15 protein-coding genes are annotated in these 19597 nt (G+C 41.6%); 6 read left to right on the forward strand and 9 right to left on the reverse strand.

Going from position 1 to position 19597, the window contains the following annotated elements:
* The first annotated feature begins 2 nt into the window (after positions 1 to 2).
* The 3 genes from thiH (at position 3) to HMAT_RS08750 (ending at position 3224) form a co-directional block, all read left to right on the forward strand.
* Entirely contained in the window at positions 3 to 1127 is a 1125-nt protein-coding gene (thiH, locus tag HMAT_RS08740; RefSeq protein ID WP_104382345.1) for a 2-iminoacetate synthase ThiH, read from the forward strand.
* 4 nt (positions 1128 to 1131) lie between these two features.
* A complete protein-coding gene (locus HMAT_RS08745; RefSeq protein ID WP_104382346.1) occupies positions 1132 to 1842 on the forward strand; it encodes a HesA/MoeB/ThiF family protein in 711 nt (236 codons plus the stop codon).
* Positions 1843 to 1982: 140 nt separating this feature from the next.
* The gene (locus HMAT_RS08750) at positions 1983 to 3224 is read left to right on the forward strand and encodes a YaiO family outer membrane beta-barrel protein (protein ID WP_104383354.1); all 1242 of its coding nucleotides are present in this window, start codon (positions 1983 to 1985) and stop codon (positions 3222 to 3224) included.
* Here the strand turns inward: HMAT_RS08750 and HMAT_RS08755 are convergent.
* The 9 genes from HMAT_RS08755 to HMAT_RS08795 all read right to left on the reverse strand — a co-directional run bounded on the left by HMAT_RS08755 (position 3221) and on the right by HMAT_RS08795 (position 17144).
* A complete protein-coding gene (locus HMAT_RS08755; RefSeq protein WP_104382347.1) occupies positions 3221 to 6643 on the reverse strand; it encodes a sulfatase-like hydrolase/transferase in 3423 nt (1140 codons plus the stop codon). The two genes, HMAT_RS08750 and HMAT_RS08755, sit on opposite strands and share 4 nt — an antisense overlap.
* The gene (locus HMAT_RS08760; protein ID WP_104382348.1) at positions 6637 to 7707 is read right to left on the reverse strand and encodes a hypothetical protein; all 1071 of its coding nucleotides are present in this window, start codon (positions 7705 to 7707) and stop codon (positions 6637 to 6639) included. The genes HMAT_RS08755 and HMAT_RS08760 overlap by 7 nt, the downstream gene beginning before the upstream one ends.
* Positions 7708 to 7713: 6 nt before the next feature.
* A complete protein-coding gene (locus HMAT_RS08765) occupies positions 7714 to 8070 on the reverse strand; it encodes a response regulator transcription factor (RefSeq protein ID WP_104382349.1) in 357 nt (118 codons plus the stop codon).
* Positions 8071 to 8074: 4 nt separating this feature from the next.
* Entirely contained in the window at positions 8075 to 11989 is a 3915-nt protein-coding gene (locus HMAT_RS08770; RefSeq protein WP_104382350.1) for a response regulator, read from the reverse strand.
* 324 nt (positions 11990 to 12313) lie between these two features.
* Positions 12314 to 13468: a TIGR03364 family FAD-dependent oxidoreductase gene (locus HMAT_RS08775; RefSeq protein WP_104382351.1), complete on the reverse strand. Its 1155-nt coding sequence runs from the start codon at positions 13466 to 13468 to the stop codon at positions 12314 to 12316.
* An 18-nt stretch (positions 13469 to 13486) separates the two neighbouring features.
* Complete coding sequence (locus HMAT_RS08780; RefSeq protein WP_104382352.1) at positions 13487 to 14827, reverse strand: DUF5690 family protein; 1341 nt, start codon at positions 14825 to 14827, stop codon at positions 13487 to 13489.
* 193 nt (positions 14828 to 15020) lie between these two features.
* Positions 15021 to 15599 carry a helix-turn-helix domain-containing protein gene (locus HMAT_RS08785; protein ID WP_104382353.1) on the reverse strand — a complete coding sequence of 193 codons (579 nt, stop codon included), beginning with the start codon at positions 15597 to 15599 and terminating at the stop codon, positions 15021 to 15023.
* A 122-nt stretch (positions 15600 to 15721) separates the two neighbouring features.
* Positions 15722 to 16546, reverse strand: a complete 825-nt coding sequence (locus HMAT_RS08790) for a glycoside hydrolase family 16 protein (protein ID WP_104382354.1) — start codon at positions 16544 to 16546, stop codon at positions 15722 to 15724.
* A 115-nt stretch (positions 16547 to 16661) separates the two neighbouring features.
* Entirely contained in the window at positions 16662 to 17144 is a 483-nt protein-coding gene (locus tag HMAT_RS08795; RefSeq protein WP_104382355.1) for an ester cyclase, read from the reverse strand.
* Between the two features lie 401 nt (positions 17145 to 17545).
* Between HMAT_RS08795 and HMAT_RS08800 the strand changes: the two genes are divergently transcribed.
* The 3 genes from HMAT_RS08800 to HMAT_RS08810 are packed head-to-tail and all read left to right on the forward strand — an operon-like array spanning position 17546 to position 19443.
* Positions 17546 to 18478: a ring-cleaving dioxygenase gene (locus HMAT_RS08800; RefSeq protein WP_104382356.1), complete on the forward strand. Its 933-nt coding sequence runs from the start codon at positions 17546 to 17548 to the stop codon at positions 18476 to 18478.
* A 32-nt stretch (positions 18479 to 18510) separates the two neighbouring features.
* A complete protein-coding gene (locus tag HMAT_RS08805; RefSeq protein WP_104382357.1) occupies positions 18511 to 18810 on the forward strand; it encodes a GNAT family N-acetyltransferase in 300 nt (99 codons plus the stop codon).
* A gap of 12 nt (positions 18811 to 18822) precedes the next feature.
* Entirely contained in the window at positions 18823 to 19443 is a 621-nt protein-coding gene (locus HMAT_RS08810) for an alpha/beta hydrolase (protein WP_104382358.1), read from the forward strand.
* Positions 19444 to 19597 lie beyond the last annotated feature (154 nt).

Consider the following 19597-nt stretch of genomic DNA (forward strand, 5'->3'; position numbering starts at 1 on the left):
CCATGACTGATTTTAAAGAGCTACTCGCGCAATATCGCTGGAAAGATGTCCAAACGAAGATTTATGGGACCTCGGATCGGGATGTCCGCCATGCACTTGACCGGGATAATTTGACGCTCAACGATTTTCTCGCCCTAATTTCACCGGCCGCCACACCTTATCTGGAGCAAATGGCAGTCAAGGCACAGCAGATCACACAACGACGCTTTGGCAAGACTATCCAACTCTACGCCCCCCTTTACCTCAGCAATGAGTGTCAGAATATCTGTACTTACTGCGGTTTTAGCATGGACAACAAGATTCGGCGCAAAACATTGAACAACACTGAATTGTTGCTGGAAGCGATGGCACTCAAATCCATGGGCGTCAACCATGTACTACTGGTCAGCGGTGAAGCAAATAAGACCGTGGAAATTAACTATTTCCTTCGGGCGATTGAGCTGCTTAAGCCTCATTTCGCCCAAATATCCATCGAGGTACAACCTCTTGAACTGGCGGAATATCAATTATTACAGACTGCAGGAGTATATGCTGTTTTAGTCTATCAGGAGACCTATCATCGGGAAGTATATAGAAAATACCATCCCAAAGGTAAGAAATCGAATTTTGATTACCGTTTGGACACTCCGGACCGCATCGGGCAGGCAGGCATTCATAAAATTGGATTGGGGGTGTTACTCGGGTTGGAGGATTGGCGTGTGGACAGCTTCTTTACCGCGGCTCACATCGCCTATTTGCAAAAAAACTACTGGCAGACCCGGTACTCCATTTCCTTTCCGCGGCTGCGGCCAGCAGCAGGTTCCGTTGCTCCCAATTTTCATCTTTCGGATAAGCATCTGCTGCAATTGATCTGTGCTTACCGATTATGGAATGAAAATCTAGAGATTTCCATTTCTACCCGGGAAAATGAAAGCTTTAGGGATCATATCATTCCTATTGGGGTAACAACAATGAGTGCAGCTTCCAAAACAAACCCCGGTGGGTATGTTGTTGATCCGCAAGCCCTGGAGCAATTTGAGGTCAGTGACGAGCGGGATATGGAAACCATAAAAAATCAAATCCGAAAAAAGGGATACGCACCCGTGATGAAAGATTGGGAAAGTACTTATTCAGGACTAATTCGCTAAGTAGATGAAAGAGGATCTTATTTTCGAACGCTATAGCCGACAAATCTTTATCGAAGAAATTGGTGTCTCAGGACAGCGAAAAATCATGAATGCCAAAGTACTGATTGTTGGAGCCGGCGGACTGGGGAGTCCTGTATTGCAATATCTGGCAGCTGCTGGCATAGGTGTGCTTGCTCTGGCAGATTTTGACCGGGTAGAACTACATAACCTCAATAGGCAGGTGATCCACGGCGAAAAGCAGCTCCATAAAACCAAAACCAGCAGCGCCGTTGACTTTATGCAACAGCACAACAGTACAATTGATTTCCGGCCCATACAGGTTAAAATTGATATTGACAATGCAGCAGAAATTCTTCGGCCCTATGATATCATTGTGGATTGCTGCGACAACTTTAAAACGCGTTACCTGCTCAATGATACCTGTCTAAAGCTTCACAAGCCTTTAGTCTATGGAAGTATACATGGATTTGAAGGACAATTGGCCGTATTTAATTATCAGGGCAGTAAACATCTGCTCGACCTGTTTCCCACAGTCCCGCCCCCTGAACAGGTACCCAACTGTGATAAAAATGGTGTGCTGGGTCCATTACCCGGAATAATAGGGAGTATGATGGCCATGCAGGTACTCAAAATGGCCGTCGGGCTGCCTGTAGACGCTAATCAATTGACCCTTGTAGATACGCTGCATTGGCGCTTTTCGAAGCTTTCTTTCTAACATATGAAATAACGAGCTCTCCCCTCTGCGGGGAGCTCCTCATTTATCATGAAAATTCATTTAAAACAAGCATTGGCAAACAATATTTCCTAATTTTAGTTATATATTAGCAAGCTAAAATGTCAACTATACAATCTGGAATGAAAAAAGTAATCTATCCATTACTATCACTCGCTTTATTACCTTTATTTTCAACTGCCCAAGAGACAAAAATCACTGCTGATGATCTCTTTGCCAAAGCGCGTAAGGTAGCCTTTGATTCAAAAGATTATCCGCAGGCCATTCAATTATCAAAACAGGCACTTCTGCAGGCACCGGATTATACAGACATCAGCATCTTCCTCGGACGCCTTTACACTTGGTCGGACAAGATTGATTCCGCCCGGACACTCTTTAATGAGCTGGACCTAAAAGGCACAAAAGATGAAGACTTCTTTTTAGCCTATGCAGCGCTGGAGTACTGGAACGACCAAGCTGAGAAAGCCAGCCAACTGACCGACAAAGGGCTAGGTTTTCATCCGCAATCACAGGATCTGCTTTTGTTAAAAGCCAAGATCAACTATAGCGCCAACCGCTACGAGATCGCCGAAAGTGCTGTCCACCAACTCCTCAAGATCGACCCGAAAAATGCGGAAGCGCGGTCTTTGGCCAAAAACATTGAGGAATATACTGCTAAAAACGCCATTGGCCTAACTTATAATTTCGTCTATTTTGACAAACAGTTTGACAATAACTGGCACATCGTTGGCTTGAGCTATAAACGTGCTACTCCCATCGGGTCCGTGATCTTTAGAACAAATTATGCAAATAAATTTGCCGAGAACGGTGTACAGTTTGAAATGGAAGCTTACCCACGCCTATCCAAGCTATTCTATCTCTATGTTGGTGCAGGTTACTCCAATAATGTCGGCATATTTGCCAAATACCGCACCGGTGTATCCTTATACGCCAACCTACCAAACAGTTTTGAAGGAGAAATCGGATACCGACAGCTCTATTTCAGCGACAATATCTGGATGTATACGGCTTCTGTCGGAAAGTATTACCAAAATTTCTGGTTCAATCTGAGAACATACCTCACTCCCGGCGAAGAGAATATTTCCCAATCTTATACCGGAACAGTGCGTTACTATACAAAAGGTGCTAACGATTACTTCGGATTTAGTGCCGGGACAGGTTTGAGTCCCGAGGAAAACCGAAATAATCTATTGGACAACGCTCCATACAAATTAAAGACATTCAAAGTAGGTGCTGAGTACAATTTTTCGGTCAGACAAAGTAACCTATTTTCGATCTCGGGCACCTATTATAACCAAGAATTCCGACCAAAAGAAAAAGGAAACCAACTGGATATCATCCTTGGTTATATCCGCAAATTTTAGTCTTTCTTCAAAGAACCAAAATAATTAGCATAAACACTGTCGGGTAGCAATCGTTTTTGGGTATAAAATAGTTTGTTCTTGCGCTTAAACAATTCAAAGCGCTTGGACAATTCTTCTTTTGCACCATCCGAAGCAATATCCTCATCAAGGGTTCCATCCAATTTATATAATTGTCCTTCAGATAGGTGATAATTACCGCGCACAAAATCGATCAATTGATTTTTGCTCTGCATCATCGCAATACCCTCTCCCTTTGCTGACGCACCTTTATCAAGTCCCTGACCGATCCATGTTACTTGACGGGGAGTTTTTATGGCAAAATTTTCCCTGTAATAAGCCAATAATGAAGGAGCTACGTCAAAATGGCTCACGAAATTGTGAAAGGTCTTAGGTTCTTTTAAAAGCGGCGAATAAATCAATAGTGGCACATGATAACGGTCGATCTTGCTTTGCAAAGGAATCTCCGGCATGGCGTGGTCTCCTGTGATAATAAAAATGGTATTCGCAAAATCCGGTCTTTTTTTATATTCCTTAAAAAATTGTTCCATTGCATCATCCAAATTTAAGACCGAAACAAGCTGAGTTCGGTTTTCCAGGGCCCACTTTTTTTGTGTCGGTGACAGTTCGATGGATGCAATTCGCTGATCAAATAACCGCTCATAATGCGCTGTGTTATTAATCAAAAAGGGATTGTGTGTTGACAGTGTCAGTAGGACGTGGAAATAAGGATTCTCCTGCACTTTCTGTACTTCAAGCAATTTACTAAACACGGCCTGATCTTCATATCCCCAACTTTCGCCTCCTTTTTCCGGTAGCTTTTTATACGGTGGACCAAAAGCATCCTGGTCAATGAGCCTATCGATTTGATTATAGTCCATGAATTTTTTCATGAAATCGAAATTCGAATGACCACCATAGAAAAACCCCGTATTGAAACCATTGTGCTTCAGAATATTGAACAGGTTAAAGTGATCCGGCAATGTATCCTGCTCGAGGAAACCATGCATGGCGAAAGGCAACGAGCCAGTTAATGTAGGCAATACGGAAAATGTCCGTCCGGAAGAACTCATATTATTATCCCAATACAAGGATTGTTTTTTCAAGGTGCCTATAAATGGTGTAAAACTGCCAATATAGCCATTTTCTGAACTATAGGCATGTCCTAAACCTTCAATCACAAGAATGACCAAATTCGGCGCCTTTGTCGTCTTCTTTAAATAAGCTCCCAGAAAATCTTTCGTATCTTCAGCTTTTAGAAAAGGAAATTTACTGTCCAGCTCCTTTGGATCCCCACCATCTTGATACAGGGCGGCCAACATTCCGGGATGTTCCTCCACATAATCTGACAAATTGGATTCAAAAAAATACCGCCATTTGCTGCGGCTTGCATTGGCAACGAATTCGTCTTTTACCGGAGTACTTCCAAAAATCGAAGCCGAAGAAATAAAACAGGACACCAAGCCCAAAGACAAGCATGCAATACCTGCATAAGCTTTTTTAAAAGTCTGCTTATTGGCCATCCAAAGGGGTACCCAGGCAATCACAACCAATACTAAAAGCAAAGCGATATTTGTAAAATTCAACATGCCGCTGGCTTCCAAAATCTGCTTCATCTCATCGGAACTGTAATAAAACATGTCGGCACCGAGCAGGTTTCTTGATTCTCCGAAATACAAAAACAGGATAAATTGGATGACAACAATAGCTGAAAACGAGAGCACCAACAGGGTCCGGGCCCAGAAGCTACTTAAAAACTGAAGCAATAAATACCCAATCCCCACACAACCCAACACCTGAAAGGCAAAAAGCAGGTTGTCCCCAAGTAGGTATTTCCCAGCCCCTGACTCAGCAAGCTGGGCAAAACGTCGGCCATACCACCACCATTCTACCCCAACGGACAATATATATAGTACAAAGAAAACCAGCATGGTAGGACCTATTCCCTGCAATGCTGCATTTAATCGCTTGCCCATGTACTTCCACAAAGATTCATTCGCCTCTTTTTGCTGAAAGCCCTGTCTGGTCATTTCGCCCCAGCCATGTTGCTTGCGAAAGTAATCAACCACGCCCCGTACACCGGCTTTAACAACAATGGGGTGAAAGTATAGCGGTTCAAGAACCGCGGTTGTAATTAAGGTGGAGAGATCTCGTTTCTTTGTATAAACCTGGTGGCTAACGAGATCAACTAAAATGGCATAGATCGAATATAAAATTCCAGAAGCGATGACCAGCGCAAATAAGGCGAAGAAGAAGGGCCAATTAATAATTCCTAAAAGAAAAAAGACCACAAAAACGATGTACCCCGTAAACTCGACGATAGGTCCCAAAAACTCAAATAAAAACCAATAGGGCATACTGATCATACCAAAACGCCCATATCTGGGATTAAACATCAGCTTGCGATGTTTCCATAGCGTCTCCATAGTACCTCTCATCCAACGATTACGCTGTTTACGCAAGACCTCTTTTGACTCCGGCACTTCCGTCCAGCACAAGGGATCCGGAATATTAACGACTTCATAGGCTTGTTTCTGTTCTTCCATATAGCGCCGCATACGAACAACAAGTTCCATATCCTCACCCACCGTATTTCTGTCATAACCACCACAAGCCAAAACGATCTGACGATCAAAAGCGCCAAATGCACCGGAAATCAATATCAACCCAGAAGCCCTGGACCAAGCCATCCGACCCAAAATAAAGGCACGGATATATTCCAAAGCCTGTGTGCGTCCTAACCAAGACTTCGGAAGATTGACATCCGTCACAGATCCATTCACGACGTTGCAATTATTGGCCAAACGTATTACGCCACCACAGGCAATAACGCGTTTGTCTGTTTGTTCCAAAAATGGCTTAGCCAATTTTAAGATCGCATCCTGTTCCAAAATACAATCTACGTCGATACAGACAATATAATCACCAGCAGAAATATTGACACCAACATTGAGTGCATCCGCTTTACCGCCATTCTCTTTATCGACAACAATAAGCTTTTTAAAGGCTGGATTTTTACTTTTATAGATTCCCCTAATTTCCTTGGTTTCGATATTTCCTTGCACAAAAAATGAAGTGGGCTCAAGTTCATAAGCTACAATCAATTTCTGCATGGAATCATCCTTGCTCCCATCATTCACAATAATAATTTCCAAATTATGGTAATACAGGGACAACAAAGAGCGTACATTCTCGATAATGGTCATGCCCTCATTGTAGGCCGGTGCAATCAGGCTGAAGGTAGGTGCATTGGGATTGGTAGCAATAATACCATAATCGGTAAATGCATTTTTATGTTTATAACGAAATACGGCTCCATAAGCATATAGACCTATCCATGTATAGATAATAAATACGGCGGCAGAATAAAGCAAAAATAGCCAAACTACAATTTCATAGACGATATGGGAAAATTCTAACATTTTTTCTCTTGCAAAGCGTGTTTAATAATCTGTATAAGTTCGTCGTAAGTATCTTCCTTTTGCGAAATTTCGCGTAAATATTGTCCTCCGTCTAAAACCACGAGCACCTCTGCCGCCAAGATTTTAATGGATACCTTGGGATGATTCAGCAACTGTTCCTTCAAAAATTCCTCACTTTCCTTGCTCCTGGCCAGCTTCATGGATTTTAAAATTTCAAGCTGAACTTCAATTGGCTGTTGATCGAAGCATGTTATAAACTGTCCGATTGTCGCACTGTTTTCAATGGCTTGCATTGTCCGTATCGCCTGCACCCGGACAGCCGTCGCAAGATGATCAAGTAACGCATAGATCGCTGGATAAAATGTCATCAGCCTAAACTTACGGATCAGGCGTAAGGTAAATATAACGACCGAATCATTGCTGCTCTTTAGCCAGGAGTAAACCTGCACATCTGAAAGTTCAGGTATATGATGAATTGAAGACAGTAGGCGTAATTGCTGCCAGTCTGATAGTGGTTTATCAAAATGTGCCAGAAATTCCAGACCTTCATAGCCCTGAAAACTCACCATGGCATATTGTGCTTCCTGATAAACTGCGGCGCGATCATCATCCAGTTTAGCTTTTATTTCCGGTATTGCCGCCTCAACATTCATCGCTGCCAGTTCCTGTATACCGCCAGCCACGAGATAGGCTTTCCTTTGTCGTAGCTTTCGCCAAGCTTCATCTTCCAATTTAAAATCATAAAATAATCTATTGATCGCTTTTTTGGCTGCTCCTGAAAATTTTCGGCCAGAATCTACCAGTACCTCTAAAAAAAGTAATCGAAATGAAGGCTCCTTTAAATGCTTGCTGAACTCGCGGTCTTGTTCGTCATTCCTATCACTTCCCACGATCGTCTCCATAATCTTATACTCAATGATCTGTTTCCAGGTGTGTCGATTGTGCAAGATTCTATAACTATAAAAGCTATAGCCCAGCACCGTAATAATCAGCAGAAGGACCAGAATCAGGACGACAATAATCGCCAGGATAAGCTCATGTAGGACAATATGGTGAAAATTCATCGCAGTCTATCTATTTGTTAAGCGCTTTATTCTCAGGATAAGCTCGTTTGGACTAAATGGTTTAACCATAAAATCCGATGCGCCCAGGTCGAAGGCATCGACAACCACTTCCTCCTGTCCCATGCTGGATAACACAATGACAGGGACTTTTTTTCCGTGACGTTTGATCGCCGAAAGAATTTCAATTCCCGATGCAAATGGCATCATAATATCCGTTACAATCAGGTCAAAATCCGATTCCTCAATCTTTTCAATAGCTTCCTGCCCATTTCTGGTCAAGACAACCTCGTGTCCTTCCTTTACTAACTTGTGTTCTACGGTGCGCAAAATTAACTCGTCGTCTTCGGCAATTAAAATCAACATATTCCTATTTATTTAAAATTTTTGCAATCAAATCCAATCCAATCTCCATTTCTTCTTCAATACCAGCAAAGGCTTCTGACAGATCGGTTTCAAAAGAAATATTGGCTTCCAGTTCTTTTGTTAATTGGGCCAGTTTAATGAGCCCGGCAGTTGAAGAAGTGCCCTTTAATTTGTGTAAAAGCTCCTTGATACGCTTCCTATCATTTTCCCTTTTTGCTTCTGTGATCTGTGCCCTCGAGGCTGTAATTTCCTTGATCACCAAGTCGAGGAAAAAAGATAAAAATGCAGGATCATCCCCTGCCTGTTCATGCAGGCGTTGCACATCCAGATGTGCGGCCAAATCAACTGCCTCAATTTCTGACGTGCCAGAACCTTCGACAGATAACATCGCCTGCTGCAAGGCATTATACAAATCCTGCAGTCGAATAGGTTTAGCTAAAAAGTCAGACATACCAGCTTCTAAACAGCGTTCTTTTTCCCCTGAAACATTCCCGGCAGTAATACCTATTATAGGTGTATCTTGATATTGTTTGATCCGACGGATCTGTTTTGTTGCTTCGATACCGTCCACTTCTGGCATCTGCACATCCAGTAGGATAAGATCAAAATTTACTTCCTCACATGCCCGAATAGCCTCGGCGCCATTTGAGACTTCTGTTAAAATTGCATCGGGCATAATACTGGCCATCATTCTTACATTCAACGCCATGTTTACGGCATTGTCATCAGCCAATAGCACCCGGATTCCCCGACCATAGGACCCCGTAGGCAGGGATAGATTTGCTTTGGCCTGTCCCAGCTCTTCTTTATTCTGTTGGATTGCCCTGCGCAGGGTTTGATACAACTCATCCGATTTAATGGGTTTCAGCAGGCAAAACGAGCGTTCCTCCTGTCTAAATGCCGAAATTACCTCATGTTCTTCCGAAGATGTATGCAATACAATCAACGGGATCCCCTCTCCCTGTTTCCGAAAGAGTTCTTTAATCTTTTCAATGGTTTCAAGTCCCGATAAAATAGGCATATGATAATCCATTAAGATCACATCAAAGCGCTCCCCTTTCATTAGCAACTGCAATGCTTCCATACCATTTTCGGCCAGGACAGATTCAACCTGTTTATAAGCTAGCATGTGCTGCAGAATAATACGATTGTTGGCATTATCGTCCACCACAAGTACCCTATTTAATGGCAAATCGGCATCCTGGCTTTCCATTTCTTCACAGGAAACTTCAATATCAAAGTAGAATGTCGATCCGTTGCCCAATTGGCTGGTCAAATTCAGCTTGCTCCCCATATACTTTAATAAATTATTGGAGATGGTCAGTCCAAGCCCAGTTCCACCATATCGCTTGCTGACGGAACTGTCTTCCTGTGTGAAAGCGTCAAAAATACGCTGCTGTTTCTCTTCAGGAATTCCTATCCCCGTATCACGTACTTCGAAACGCAGGCTTAGCTTGTCGCTATCATGATGGAGCCTGCTTATTTTAAACTCGATTTCCCCCTGCTCAGTAAACTTAACCGCGTTACCCAATAAATTAATAAGAACTTGTTTAATACGCGCTTCGTCAACCCATACAAATGCCGGCAATCCTTGCTCTATATTCAAAAGCAATTCGACTTCTTTTCTTTGAGCTTGGTATAATACGACATTGATCACCTGGTTTGCGATATCGTATACATTATACTTATCGACAAACAGTTCCAGTTTTCCGGATTCGATCTTCGAAAAGTCCAGAATGTCGTTGATGATGTTCAATAAACTGTTACCAGATTCATTAATATAGCCCAGATACTGCATTTGCGTATCATTCAGCGGAGTTTTCAATAGCAAATCCGAGAATCCGATCACCCCATTTAATGGCGTCCGGATTTCGTGACTCATATTGGCCAAAAATTCAGATTTGGCCTTGCTTGCCAAATCTGCCATTTTTTTTGCAAGTTTTAATTCCTCATTTATTTGTACAGATTCCGTGATATTTTGCGTGAAAATAATAATTCCCCCAATGCTGCCATCTGTCAGATGCCAAGGCCGTACTTCCCAGTTGAAGTGTTGTGGTTCGGCTATTCCGCCGACCTGAATAACTTCGTCTATATTCTTATAGGGGATTCCCTGCAATGCATCTTGATATATTTTCTTCCGCTGGTCCGGAATATCCGGAAAAAGTTCAAACAGGTTTTTGGTGAGCAATTGATTTTCATCTTTATGAAAATCCTCAATCCATTGATTGCTCAGCGACACATAATTAAAATCGCGGTCAAACATCGCAACGGATGCGGGAACGTAATTTACAAACGCACGCAACATGGATTCTTTACGTTCCAGTTCAAGATACAACGATTTACTCTTATCAATATCCTGAATGATACCAAATACCCGCTTACAGACGTCATTCTCAAATTCAGGAATTCCTTTTACCCTGACCCAGATTGTTTCTCCATTCTGTTTTAATAGGCGCAGTTCGGTATCATAGGGCTTTCTGCTGCGGACCGATTCTTCGAATATATGCCGCAGTGCTATTTGGCTATCCGGTTCATAAAAGCCAATAGCATGTTCAAAATCGGGTGTAAAATGCGGATCAACACCGTGAATCAATTTCGTTGAGTCGGACCAGTAGACTTTATTCTCTGCTAAGTTTACTTCCCATCCGCCGACTTGGGCAACAGCGTTGGTCTGTTCCAGGATCTGTTTGGTATGCAGCAAATCGTTCTCCAGGCGCATTCGATCGGTCATATTTAATGCCGTACTGACCACATAGGGTTTACCATCTTCATCCACTTCGACCATATTATGATAAAGCCAGGAAATATTTTCACCGTCTTTTGTTTGCAGGACCATCATCGCAGAGTCCTCTTTATTCTGCGCGATTCGTTTTAAATATTCTTCGACCAGTCCTACATGGTGTGGCGGAACCAATTTTTTCAGATTGAGCGATTTAACCTCATGCTGTTCATATTTTAACACCGCCCTACCTTTTTCATTGACTGCCAGAATATTACCATCCATATCATGCATACTCATCAAACCAATGGCATTTTCAAAAAAACTTCGGAAGCGGCGCTCCGAATTTTCCAGCTTTATTTTTTCCTGACGCTCTTGTGTGACATTACGGCCAAAGGCTAGAATTTCATGATTGATCGCGTCATACTTAAAATGCCATTCGATAATAACCTCAGAACCATCCCCCCGAGATGTTGATGAGGTGGATTGAACTCCATAATCTGCCGTCGCTATCCGCTTTAAATCGGAGGCCAGCGTTTGCGTATCATCCTGCAATAATGTAAGCAAGGATTGTCCGATACTTTCTGATCTTGAAATCGCCAATACGTTGGTAAAAGCAGGATTGACATCTTTAATTTGACAGTCTTGGTCTAACACACAAATCACATTGTTTGTCAGCTGAAAGATTTCGGAGAAATATCCGGCCTGTCGCTTTCTTTTTTTTCCAAGGAGGATCTTGGTTACACCCTTTCCCAGTTCCTCCAATAACTGTCGTTGCCTGTCAGAAAGCGACTTGGGCTGAAAATCTATCACACAAATGGTTCCCAACACATCGCCATCTTCATCCATCAGCGGTACCCCGGCATAAAAACGAATATTGCCTTCCCGTATCAGCGGATTGGACGAAGAGCGCGGATCTTCAAAGGTATCCTCTATGACAAGTAGCTCCCTGCTCATGATCGTATATTGGCAAACGGTATTCTTTCTTTCGACGGTGTCCAGTTCCATGCCGACACAACTCTGTATCCGTTGCGTTTGCTCCTCCATCATCGCGATCAAAGCTGCAGGGGAATCTGTAATCAAACAGGCAGCCTGTGCAAACACGTCCAATTCCGGATCTTTCCCTAGCCCCATTAACTCATAGGACTTTAATTTCTCTATCCTTCGCCATTCATTTTCAGGGAAATTCTGATTTGTCATAAGCTGTTGTCCGTTATTTCTGGTTTATTATGCCTGTGAAGTTAATAAAAACATTATTGAACACATAACCAATAAGGAAATATCATCGAATTATACTTATTTGATAAACAATGATAACACTAAATTGTTGCTATCGGACATGGGAGATTGGCTCTCAAAAAAGTGCACCATCTTTTCAAATTCTTAATAATTAATTTTTTTTAAACCTATCTCATCCAACTGCCCCTAATTTTTTCCATACAACAACTTCAGATTGCAGGATAAAGCTTAAAAAAAACGCCCTACTCAGGAAAAAGTAGGGCGTTTTTTATAAAAGGAATATTGTTAAAAAAGCTTTTCGATACTTTGTTCGGCATATCCGGCACTGGCCGTCATTCCTTTACCACCGATACCTGTACGTACATGGATCCGCGGACTGACATCAACTTCGAGAATATGATCTTTATGCTGTGCATAGAATCCTGACCAAGAGGAAGCGATCCACTCTTTCTGCATCGGAATAATACGGTTTGCCTCAGCAATCATGAGCTCGTTGATGTAAGTATCCACCGCAAAACCTAAGTCATCCAATCGATTTCCCGCCGCGTATTCATGTGAATCTCCAACGATAATACTACCGTCGGTGGCCTGTTTAAATAAAATATGTATTCCATATTTCCGCAGTTCATGATAATGCTCAGGTACAGGGATAGCCCCAAATGATGGACAATATTCTTCAAAGCTTTCATAACGACGAATCGTTAAACCGGTCAGGATATTTCCGGGCAGCTGGATCTGAGGTAACGGTCTGGTACGCATCATTTGCAGTTTACTAATTTCGAGACCACTGTCATCAAACAATGAACGGTACAAGATCTTAAATTCGTACCCGTTACAGATAATGATTTTCGCTCCCTCAAAAACTTCGAGGCTACTTGTTGTTAAGCGTGCCAGTTCGTTACGATCTTCACAAGCGATAACGGTTGTGTCATATTTCAGTGTATATTTTTCAAATTTTGCCTGCATAAAAATATGCAACTGGCGAATCATTGTTTCAGGCTCGGCACTCAGTTCCTGATCAAAAACAATAGCTTCCTGAACGTAATCGGCATTCATGGCAGGATACTTTGCAAGAATTCGCGCTTTGGACCAAAGCGCATGATCGTATCCTTTCGTTTGATAATGCGCAGACAGTTCGTGAATGACCTGTACTTCGTCAGCATCAGATGCAATATAAATACTCCCATTATTCCGAATGGAGATATCCATTTCCTGTTGGATGGAGTGATATATTTCCAGCCCCCGTACACCATAATCAAACCATTCACCTGCCATCCCTGATGGCACCACCTGACCGAAGTTGCGCACAGTGGATCCGGCAGGAAAATTATCCTTTTCCAGCTGGAGCACACTTAACCCTTTTTTCAATGCATGATAGGCATGAAAAGTTCCCAGGATACCCCCGCCAACAATAATTAAATCGTATGTATTTGTTTTCATTCTTTAAAATAATTAGCATTAACTTATTTGTACTTCGCCGCTGTTCGCTTGCCAGGACTGCAGCAATTCATCACCTTTCTTCGTTTTCATCTGCTCCTTCTTCCGAACAAAGTAAACTAACGAAAAGATCGCCAGAATGGCGCCTATAATGGAAGCCAGATAAACCAGCTGGATAAAATAAGCGCCCCAAGTGACTGAATTTGGTAAAAATTCTTTATTCATTAAAATCAAAAAGCTCCCTAAATAGCCAACTGAATCAGCCATATACATGACAAAACCAATGTTGCTTTTCATGCGGTAGGTCGCAATCATCCGTTCGAAAAATATGGCATTATAGGGAATATAGGCCATATAGAGCCCTAGTCCGACCAATAACATCCAACTGAGACCGCCGATCCAATGCATGGAGAATAAATAGGTCGAAATCCCGGCAGTCAGAAACCCCAAAATAATCATGTAATGGATCAGCTTAAATGCTTTCATGTTGTCTTTTACCATAATTAAGCAACCTACTAAAATTAAGACAATCAGCGCAATGGTTCCATCGACTTTGGCGAATATCCCCGCTCCTTTCAGATGCAGCATTTGCCATATTTCTATCTCAAAATTATCACGAACGTCACGTAAAATCGTCAACATAGTATAAATAACAATGGTCAGCATAATGCCTGGCATAAATACCTTGAAAAAATGTTTACGCATACGGACATCCATAGCCACACGTTCGGTCCGCAACTGCTTATCTTGCGCAGTTGGGCCGGGGGCATTTTCCAGAATCCAAATACACAGGACAAAGGGTATAAAAAAAAGCATCCCTGTGAAAAAAGGCATCCAAAATTCGTTGACATGAAAAGTGGACATGAGCCATCTTCCTACCGTTTTAATAAAACCGGATGCGAAAATCAAACTGACAGACATCACGGCGCCCATAATTTCCGTATATCGACGACCTTCCAGGTAGCTGAATACCAAACCCCATACCATCCCCAACGGAAAACCATTGATAAAAAGAAAGAGTACATTCCAAGGTTTAGGGAAAAGTGCAAAAGCCAATAAGCCAGCCCACGAAATACAAATTAAAGCAAGTAAGTAGCGTCCTCTATTCCGCTGCTTGCTCTCAGAAATAAATTTAATCCCATAGAATTTCGAAAACAGATAACCCAACATTTGAATAATAACCATACACACTTTATAATCTATACCCAAAATAGATTCATTGGCAAAAGCCGAAGCCGTAAATGATTTTCGGAATGAATACATACTTGTATAACATAAAAATGCCGTAATAGCCAGTAAAATGGCCACCGACCGCTCGTCTAACCCCGCTATCCGTTTTTTTATTCGCTGGTTCAAATCCATGATTTAGAATTGTTGACGGACCTCATTGTCCGCAATCAAAAGTAAATTTTGGAAATTAACACAATACTAAACTTTTGTTAAGTATTTATAAACAAATATAAATAACTGGACTGACATTGTACAACCATCAATAAAAAAGCATCAATGAAAATTTTCATTGATGCTTTTTTATTGATGGGCTAGCCGGACAGAACTACCGTTTATTTTCAAAGAAATACACAATCAGCATGACTGCTTTTTCCTTTCCCACGTTGCGCGGTGTATGTGAAAGCCGTCCATTAAAGAATATGGAATCACCCTCTTCCAGCTGAATGCTTTGATCCTGAAAGATATATTCAACTTGCCCGCTGATGATATATTTATATTCGTAGGCCTCCGTCTCTACCATTGGGCGCTGTGCATCAGGCAGTAGTTCCAAAAGCACAATATCCATAGTGGAACTCTCTATCGCGGAGGTGAAAATACGTTTGTAATGAAATCCAAGGGCATGCTCTTTTTCAAAGGATGTATAGCTATCTTTTTTTCGAACAACGACCGGCCCTGCATCCAACTCAGAATTAAAATCTTTGAAGAATTCATTCAGGTCAACATCCAGTGCATTAATAATATTAATTAACACCAACAGGGAAGGTATGGTCCGGTTATTCTCAATCTGCGATATGAGCCCTTTGCTTACTCCGGCTTTATCAGCAACTTCCTGTATGGTAATCCCCTTTTCCTTGCGGATTTCTTTTATTTTATGACTAATCTTAAATATTGTATTATCTTCCATAATTGGGATCAAAAATAAACATTATTTTTCTGCTCGGTATGTTAAGTTTTTGTCACTTAATTTCGACTAAAAACTCATGTTACTAGTACATAGCACTTCTTATAGATCTTGACTTTCGTTTATTATTGGTAAACCTTGACCCAATCTACGCGCATTTCGACCGGTAGCTGCTTCAAATCCACTTCCCCTACCCAATTTCCGCCAAGCTGCTGGTCGATCAACAGGTAAAAGGGTTGATCATAGGGCCATTGGGATGCATCGACATCAGTTATCCGCGGATAGGCAAATGTATCCACGCCATTTAGCTGAAATACAATCCGATCCGGATACCAGCTGATACCATAAACATTGTAGTCCCCTGCATTGACTTTTGCCGTCCCCGAATGTTTGGGATTATCCTTCTGTCCCAAATTCAAGGTGTAATGTGAATGGGTCGTTTGATAGATAATATCATCAAAATTAAGGTGTTCCATGATATCAATTTCACCATTCCGCGGATACTGCCCATATTTGTCTAACTCAGCCAGCATCCACATTGCCGGCCAGGCGCCTTGGGAACTGCCAAGTTTGGCTCTTATTTCAATACGTCCATATTGAAAGGCAAATTTTCCTTTACTCCATATTCCGCCGGTAAGAAACGGTCGTGCATCTTTCTGCTGGTCGGTATTCTTGATCCCTTTTAGAATCAATTCTCCCTTTTCCCATCCAAAACAGGCATCATCTTGACTCATGTGCCGGTTCCAGTCTGATCCTCCTGCCGGAATCCGGCTCCATTTGCTTGTATCCAAATTTGATGAGTTAAAATTCTCCTCCCACACAAGTTTCCATTTTTTTGTCTCCCGCCCGGGATTTTGTAAATACACCTGTGGATTTTCTTTTGGGTTGTGATGGACGCTACAAGCGGAGATAAGGATATAAAAAAGACCTGCGCCTAAAATTCGCTTCATTTAGATTAATTATTTTCTACTTTAATACAATGCTATCGGTCTATCGATAGCGTATTAAATATAGGGCCTTTTTTATAAAGGAATAGCATAATTAAACAAAAAAACAGTCAATATACTAAAACATGGGGTGACTATTGGCAGACGCCTTGGGTACATCTTGCTGTGCATCCCAGTGTTCAACAATCTTTCCGTTTTCTAAACGAAAGATATCTATCGTTGATTTCAGACTGCCATCAGCATTTTTGTTTTTAAGATGAATAAAAACTAGATCTCCATCGGAAGCAATATGCTGTACATCAATCTTGGTTTTTGGCTGCCCTTCAAACCACTTTGCTGCAGCAGCCTTAAATGCAGCTGCACCATCCGCTACCGCCGGATTGTGCTGAATATATTCCGGAGCAATATAACGGTCGACGGCAGAAAGATCTTTATCTCCGAACATCTGCTGATAAAAGTCCAATACGATTCGTTTATTCTCTTTGTTGATATCCAACTGCGTCTGCCCTTTCTCCTCCTTAGCGTGTTGGCTCTGTTGGCATCCCGTAAATAACAGCGCCACGCTTGCTACTGACAGCATAAAATTTCTACTCGTTTTCATTATTTGAACCTATTTATATTTATAATATATAAAAGAACCTATTACATTCACGGCCCCGTCTTTATTGTATCCAATAAACAACATTTGGTCCATAATTTTGTTTTCAAAACAATCATCCTTCATCCCAAAATAGGCCTCGAAAAATATGGCATGATAATTGAAAACTCCTTCATAGTATAATATTCAGAAATATACATTTCATAAATTTAGGTTAATAATTGGTTAGGTTAAAAACACCTGAAGTCCCCAACTTCAGGTGTTTTTTGTTTATGGGCCTTTTCATTTTAAAAGTTACCAACAAATTAAAACAAAAAGATCAATTCCTGTTTTTATTAATCTAGTTCAATGATTTTTTCTTGTAGCTGCCGTAATTTTACAATAGTTAAGAAAATAAAAAAATTATGGATAATAGCATATTAGGACTGCATCATATTACCGCGATAGCCGATGATGCAAAACGTAATCTTGATTTTTACACCAAAGTTTTAGGACTTCGGCTTGTAAAAAAAACTGTTAATTTTGACGATCCGGGCACCTATCATTTTTATTTTGGAAATGAGCAAGGCACCCCTGGCACTATTCTTACATTTTTCCCCTGGGAAGGTATTGGTAAAGGTAAACAGGGCGCCGGAATGGCTACCCATATTGGTTATGCCGTCCCGGAGGGTAGCCTCGGTTTCTGGAAAAACAGACTAAGAGAGCACAATGTGGGTTTTCTGGAAGATGAAATTTTTGGTGAAAAATTGATCTCATTTACCGATCCTGATGGTTTACAACTACAGTTTATTGAACCGTTAATAAAGGATAATAGAAGCGTATGGACGACAGCGGATATCAATCATGAAAATGCATTAAAGGGCTTTCATAATATTACCCTCACCTTAAAAGAGGCTGATCCAACACTAAAGGTTCTGACCGATATATTAGGATACTCCGTGCAGAGACAGGAGAACGAACGTTATCGATTGACTACCGACGGTATAGCGACTGCGAACATCGTAGATATTGTTGCAGACCGAAATTTACCTTTCGGACGTAATGCCGCCGGGACGAATCACCACGTCGCATTTCGGGTAAAAGATGATAACATCTTGATGGAATATCGTGAAAAGGTGCTTGCCGCAGGTCTGGATATTACACCAAAAATCAATCGGGACTATTTTTTCTCACTTTATTTCCGTGAACCGGGAGGTGTTTTGTTTGAAATCGCAACAGACAATCCCGGATTTACCGTTGATGAGCCATTGGAAAGTCTTGGTACAGCACTTAAATTGCCAAAACAATACGAAAGTCATCGGTCACAGATCGAAGCCACTTTACCAAAAATAGATTAAGATCAACGTAAATTATTAAATACTGCAAAACAATGGAAAGAACAGAAATTGTACTGGATAAAAATCAGCGTGGTGAACTTCAATTATTCTCCAATGAAAAAAAAGCTGGTTTAATGAGCATCGCCATTATTGACGGACGATTAGTCGTCTACCATACCGAAGTCGATGAAGCCTTTGAAGGTAGAGGATTTGCGAAGATATTATTGGAAAAATTGGTGTCCTATGCACGGGAAAATGCGATGAACATTGTGCCTTTATGCCCCTATGTAAATGCACAGTTTCACCGTCATCCTGACACCTATGATGATGTATGGTTTAAGAAAACAGTATAGGAAGGGATATAAATGAGTCATTCTAATAACATCAAAACAGCAGGGCATAGCCTAGAAAATGCGAAAAAAGCATTGATCATGATTCATGGACGTGGCGGAAATGCAACAGATATCCTGAGCATGTCAGCTTATCTAAATGTAGGGGATTATGCCCTACTCGCACCACAAGCTGACAATTACACCTGGTATCCAAATTCATTTATGGCACCCGAACAAAGTAATGAGCCCTGGTTGAGTTCTGCTCTTGAAGTCGTTGAAAATACCGTACAGCTTGCTTTGGACAAGGGCTTACAAGCAGAAAACATCTATTTCTTTGGTTTCTCCCAAGGAGCTTGTCTAACGCTTGAATTCCTGGCGCGGAATGCCAAACGATATGGAGGCGCAGTCGCTATTATCGGCGGACTGATAGGTGAGCAAATTGATCCGGGTAAATATATGGGAGACTTTGAGCAAACACCGCTATTTATTGGCACCAGTGATCCTGATTTTCATGTACCCCTGGAACGTGTCAATGCCAGCGTTAACATCCTGAAAGCCCAGCATGCGAAGGTCAAACTCGCTGTATATCCCAATTTTGGTCACTCCATTAATCAGGAAGAGATTACTATTGCCAACGAGTTTGTCTTTCACTAGATGTATTTGCTTGGTATTCTTATCGAAATATTGATCAACAGGTCGCTAAAAATATCTTCCGCGTATCCTGCTTGTAAGCTGAACTAATTTTCAAAGCTTACATGCAGGATATGCTGTGGCAACCCCTGTCCCTTAACAATTGATCTCCTTGAAG

It is taken from the genome of Sphingobacterium sp. HMA12, from assembly GCF_002933815.1.
Taxonomy (GTDB): domain Bacteria; phylum Bacteroidota; class Bacteroidia; order Sphingobacteriales; family Sphingobacteriaceae; genus Sphingobacterium.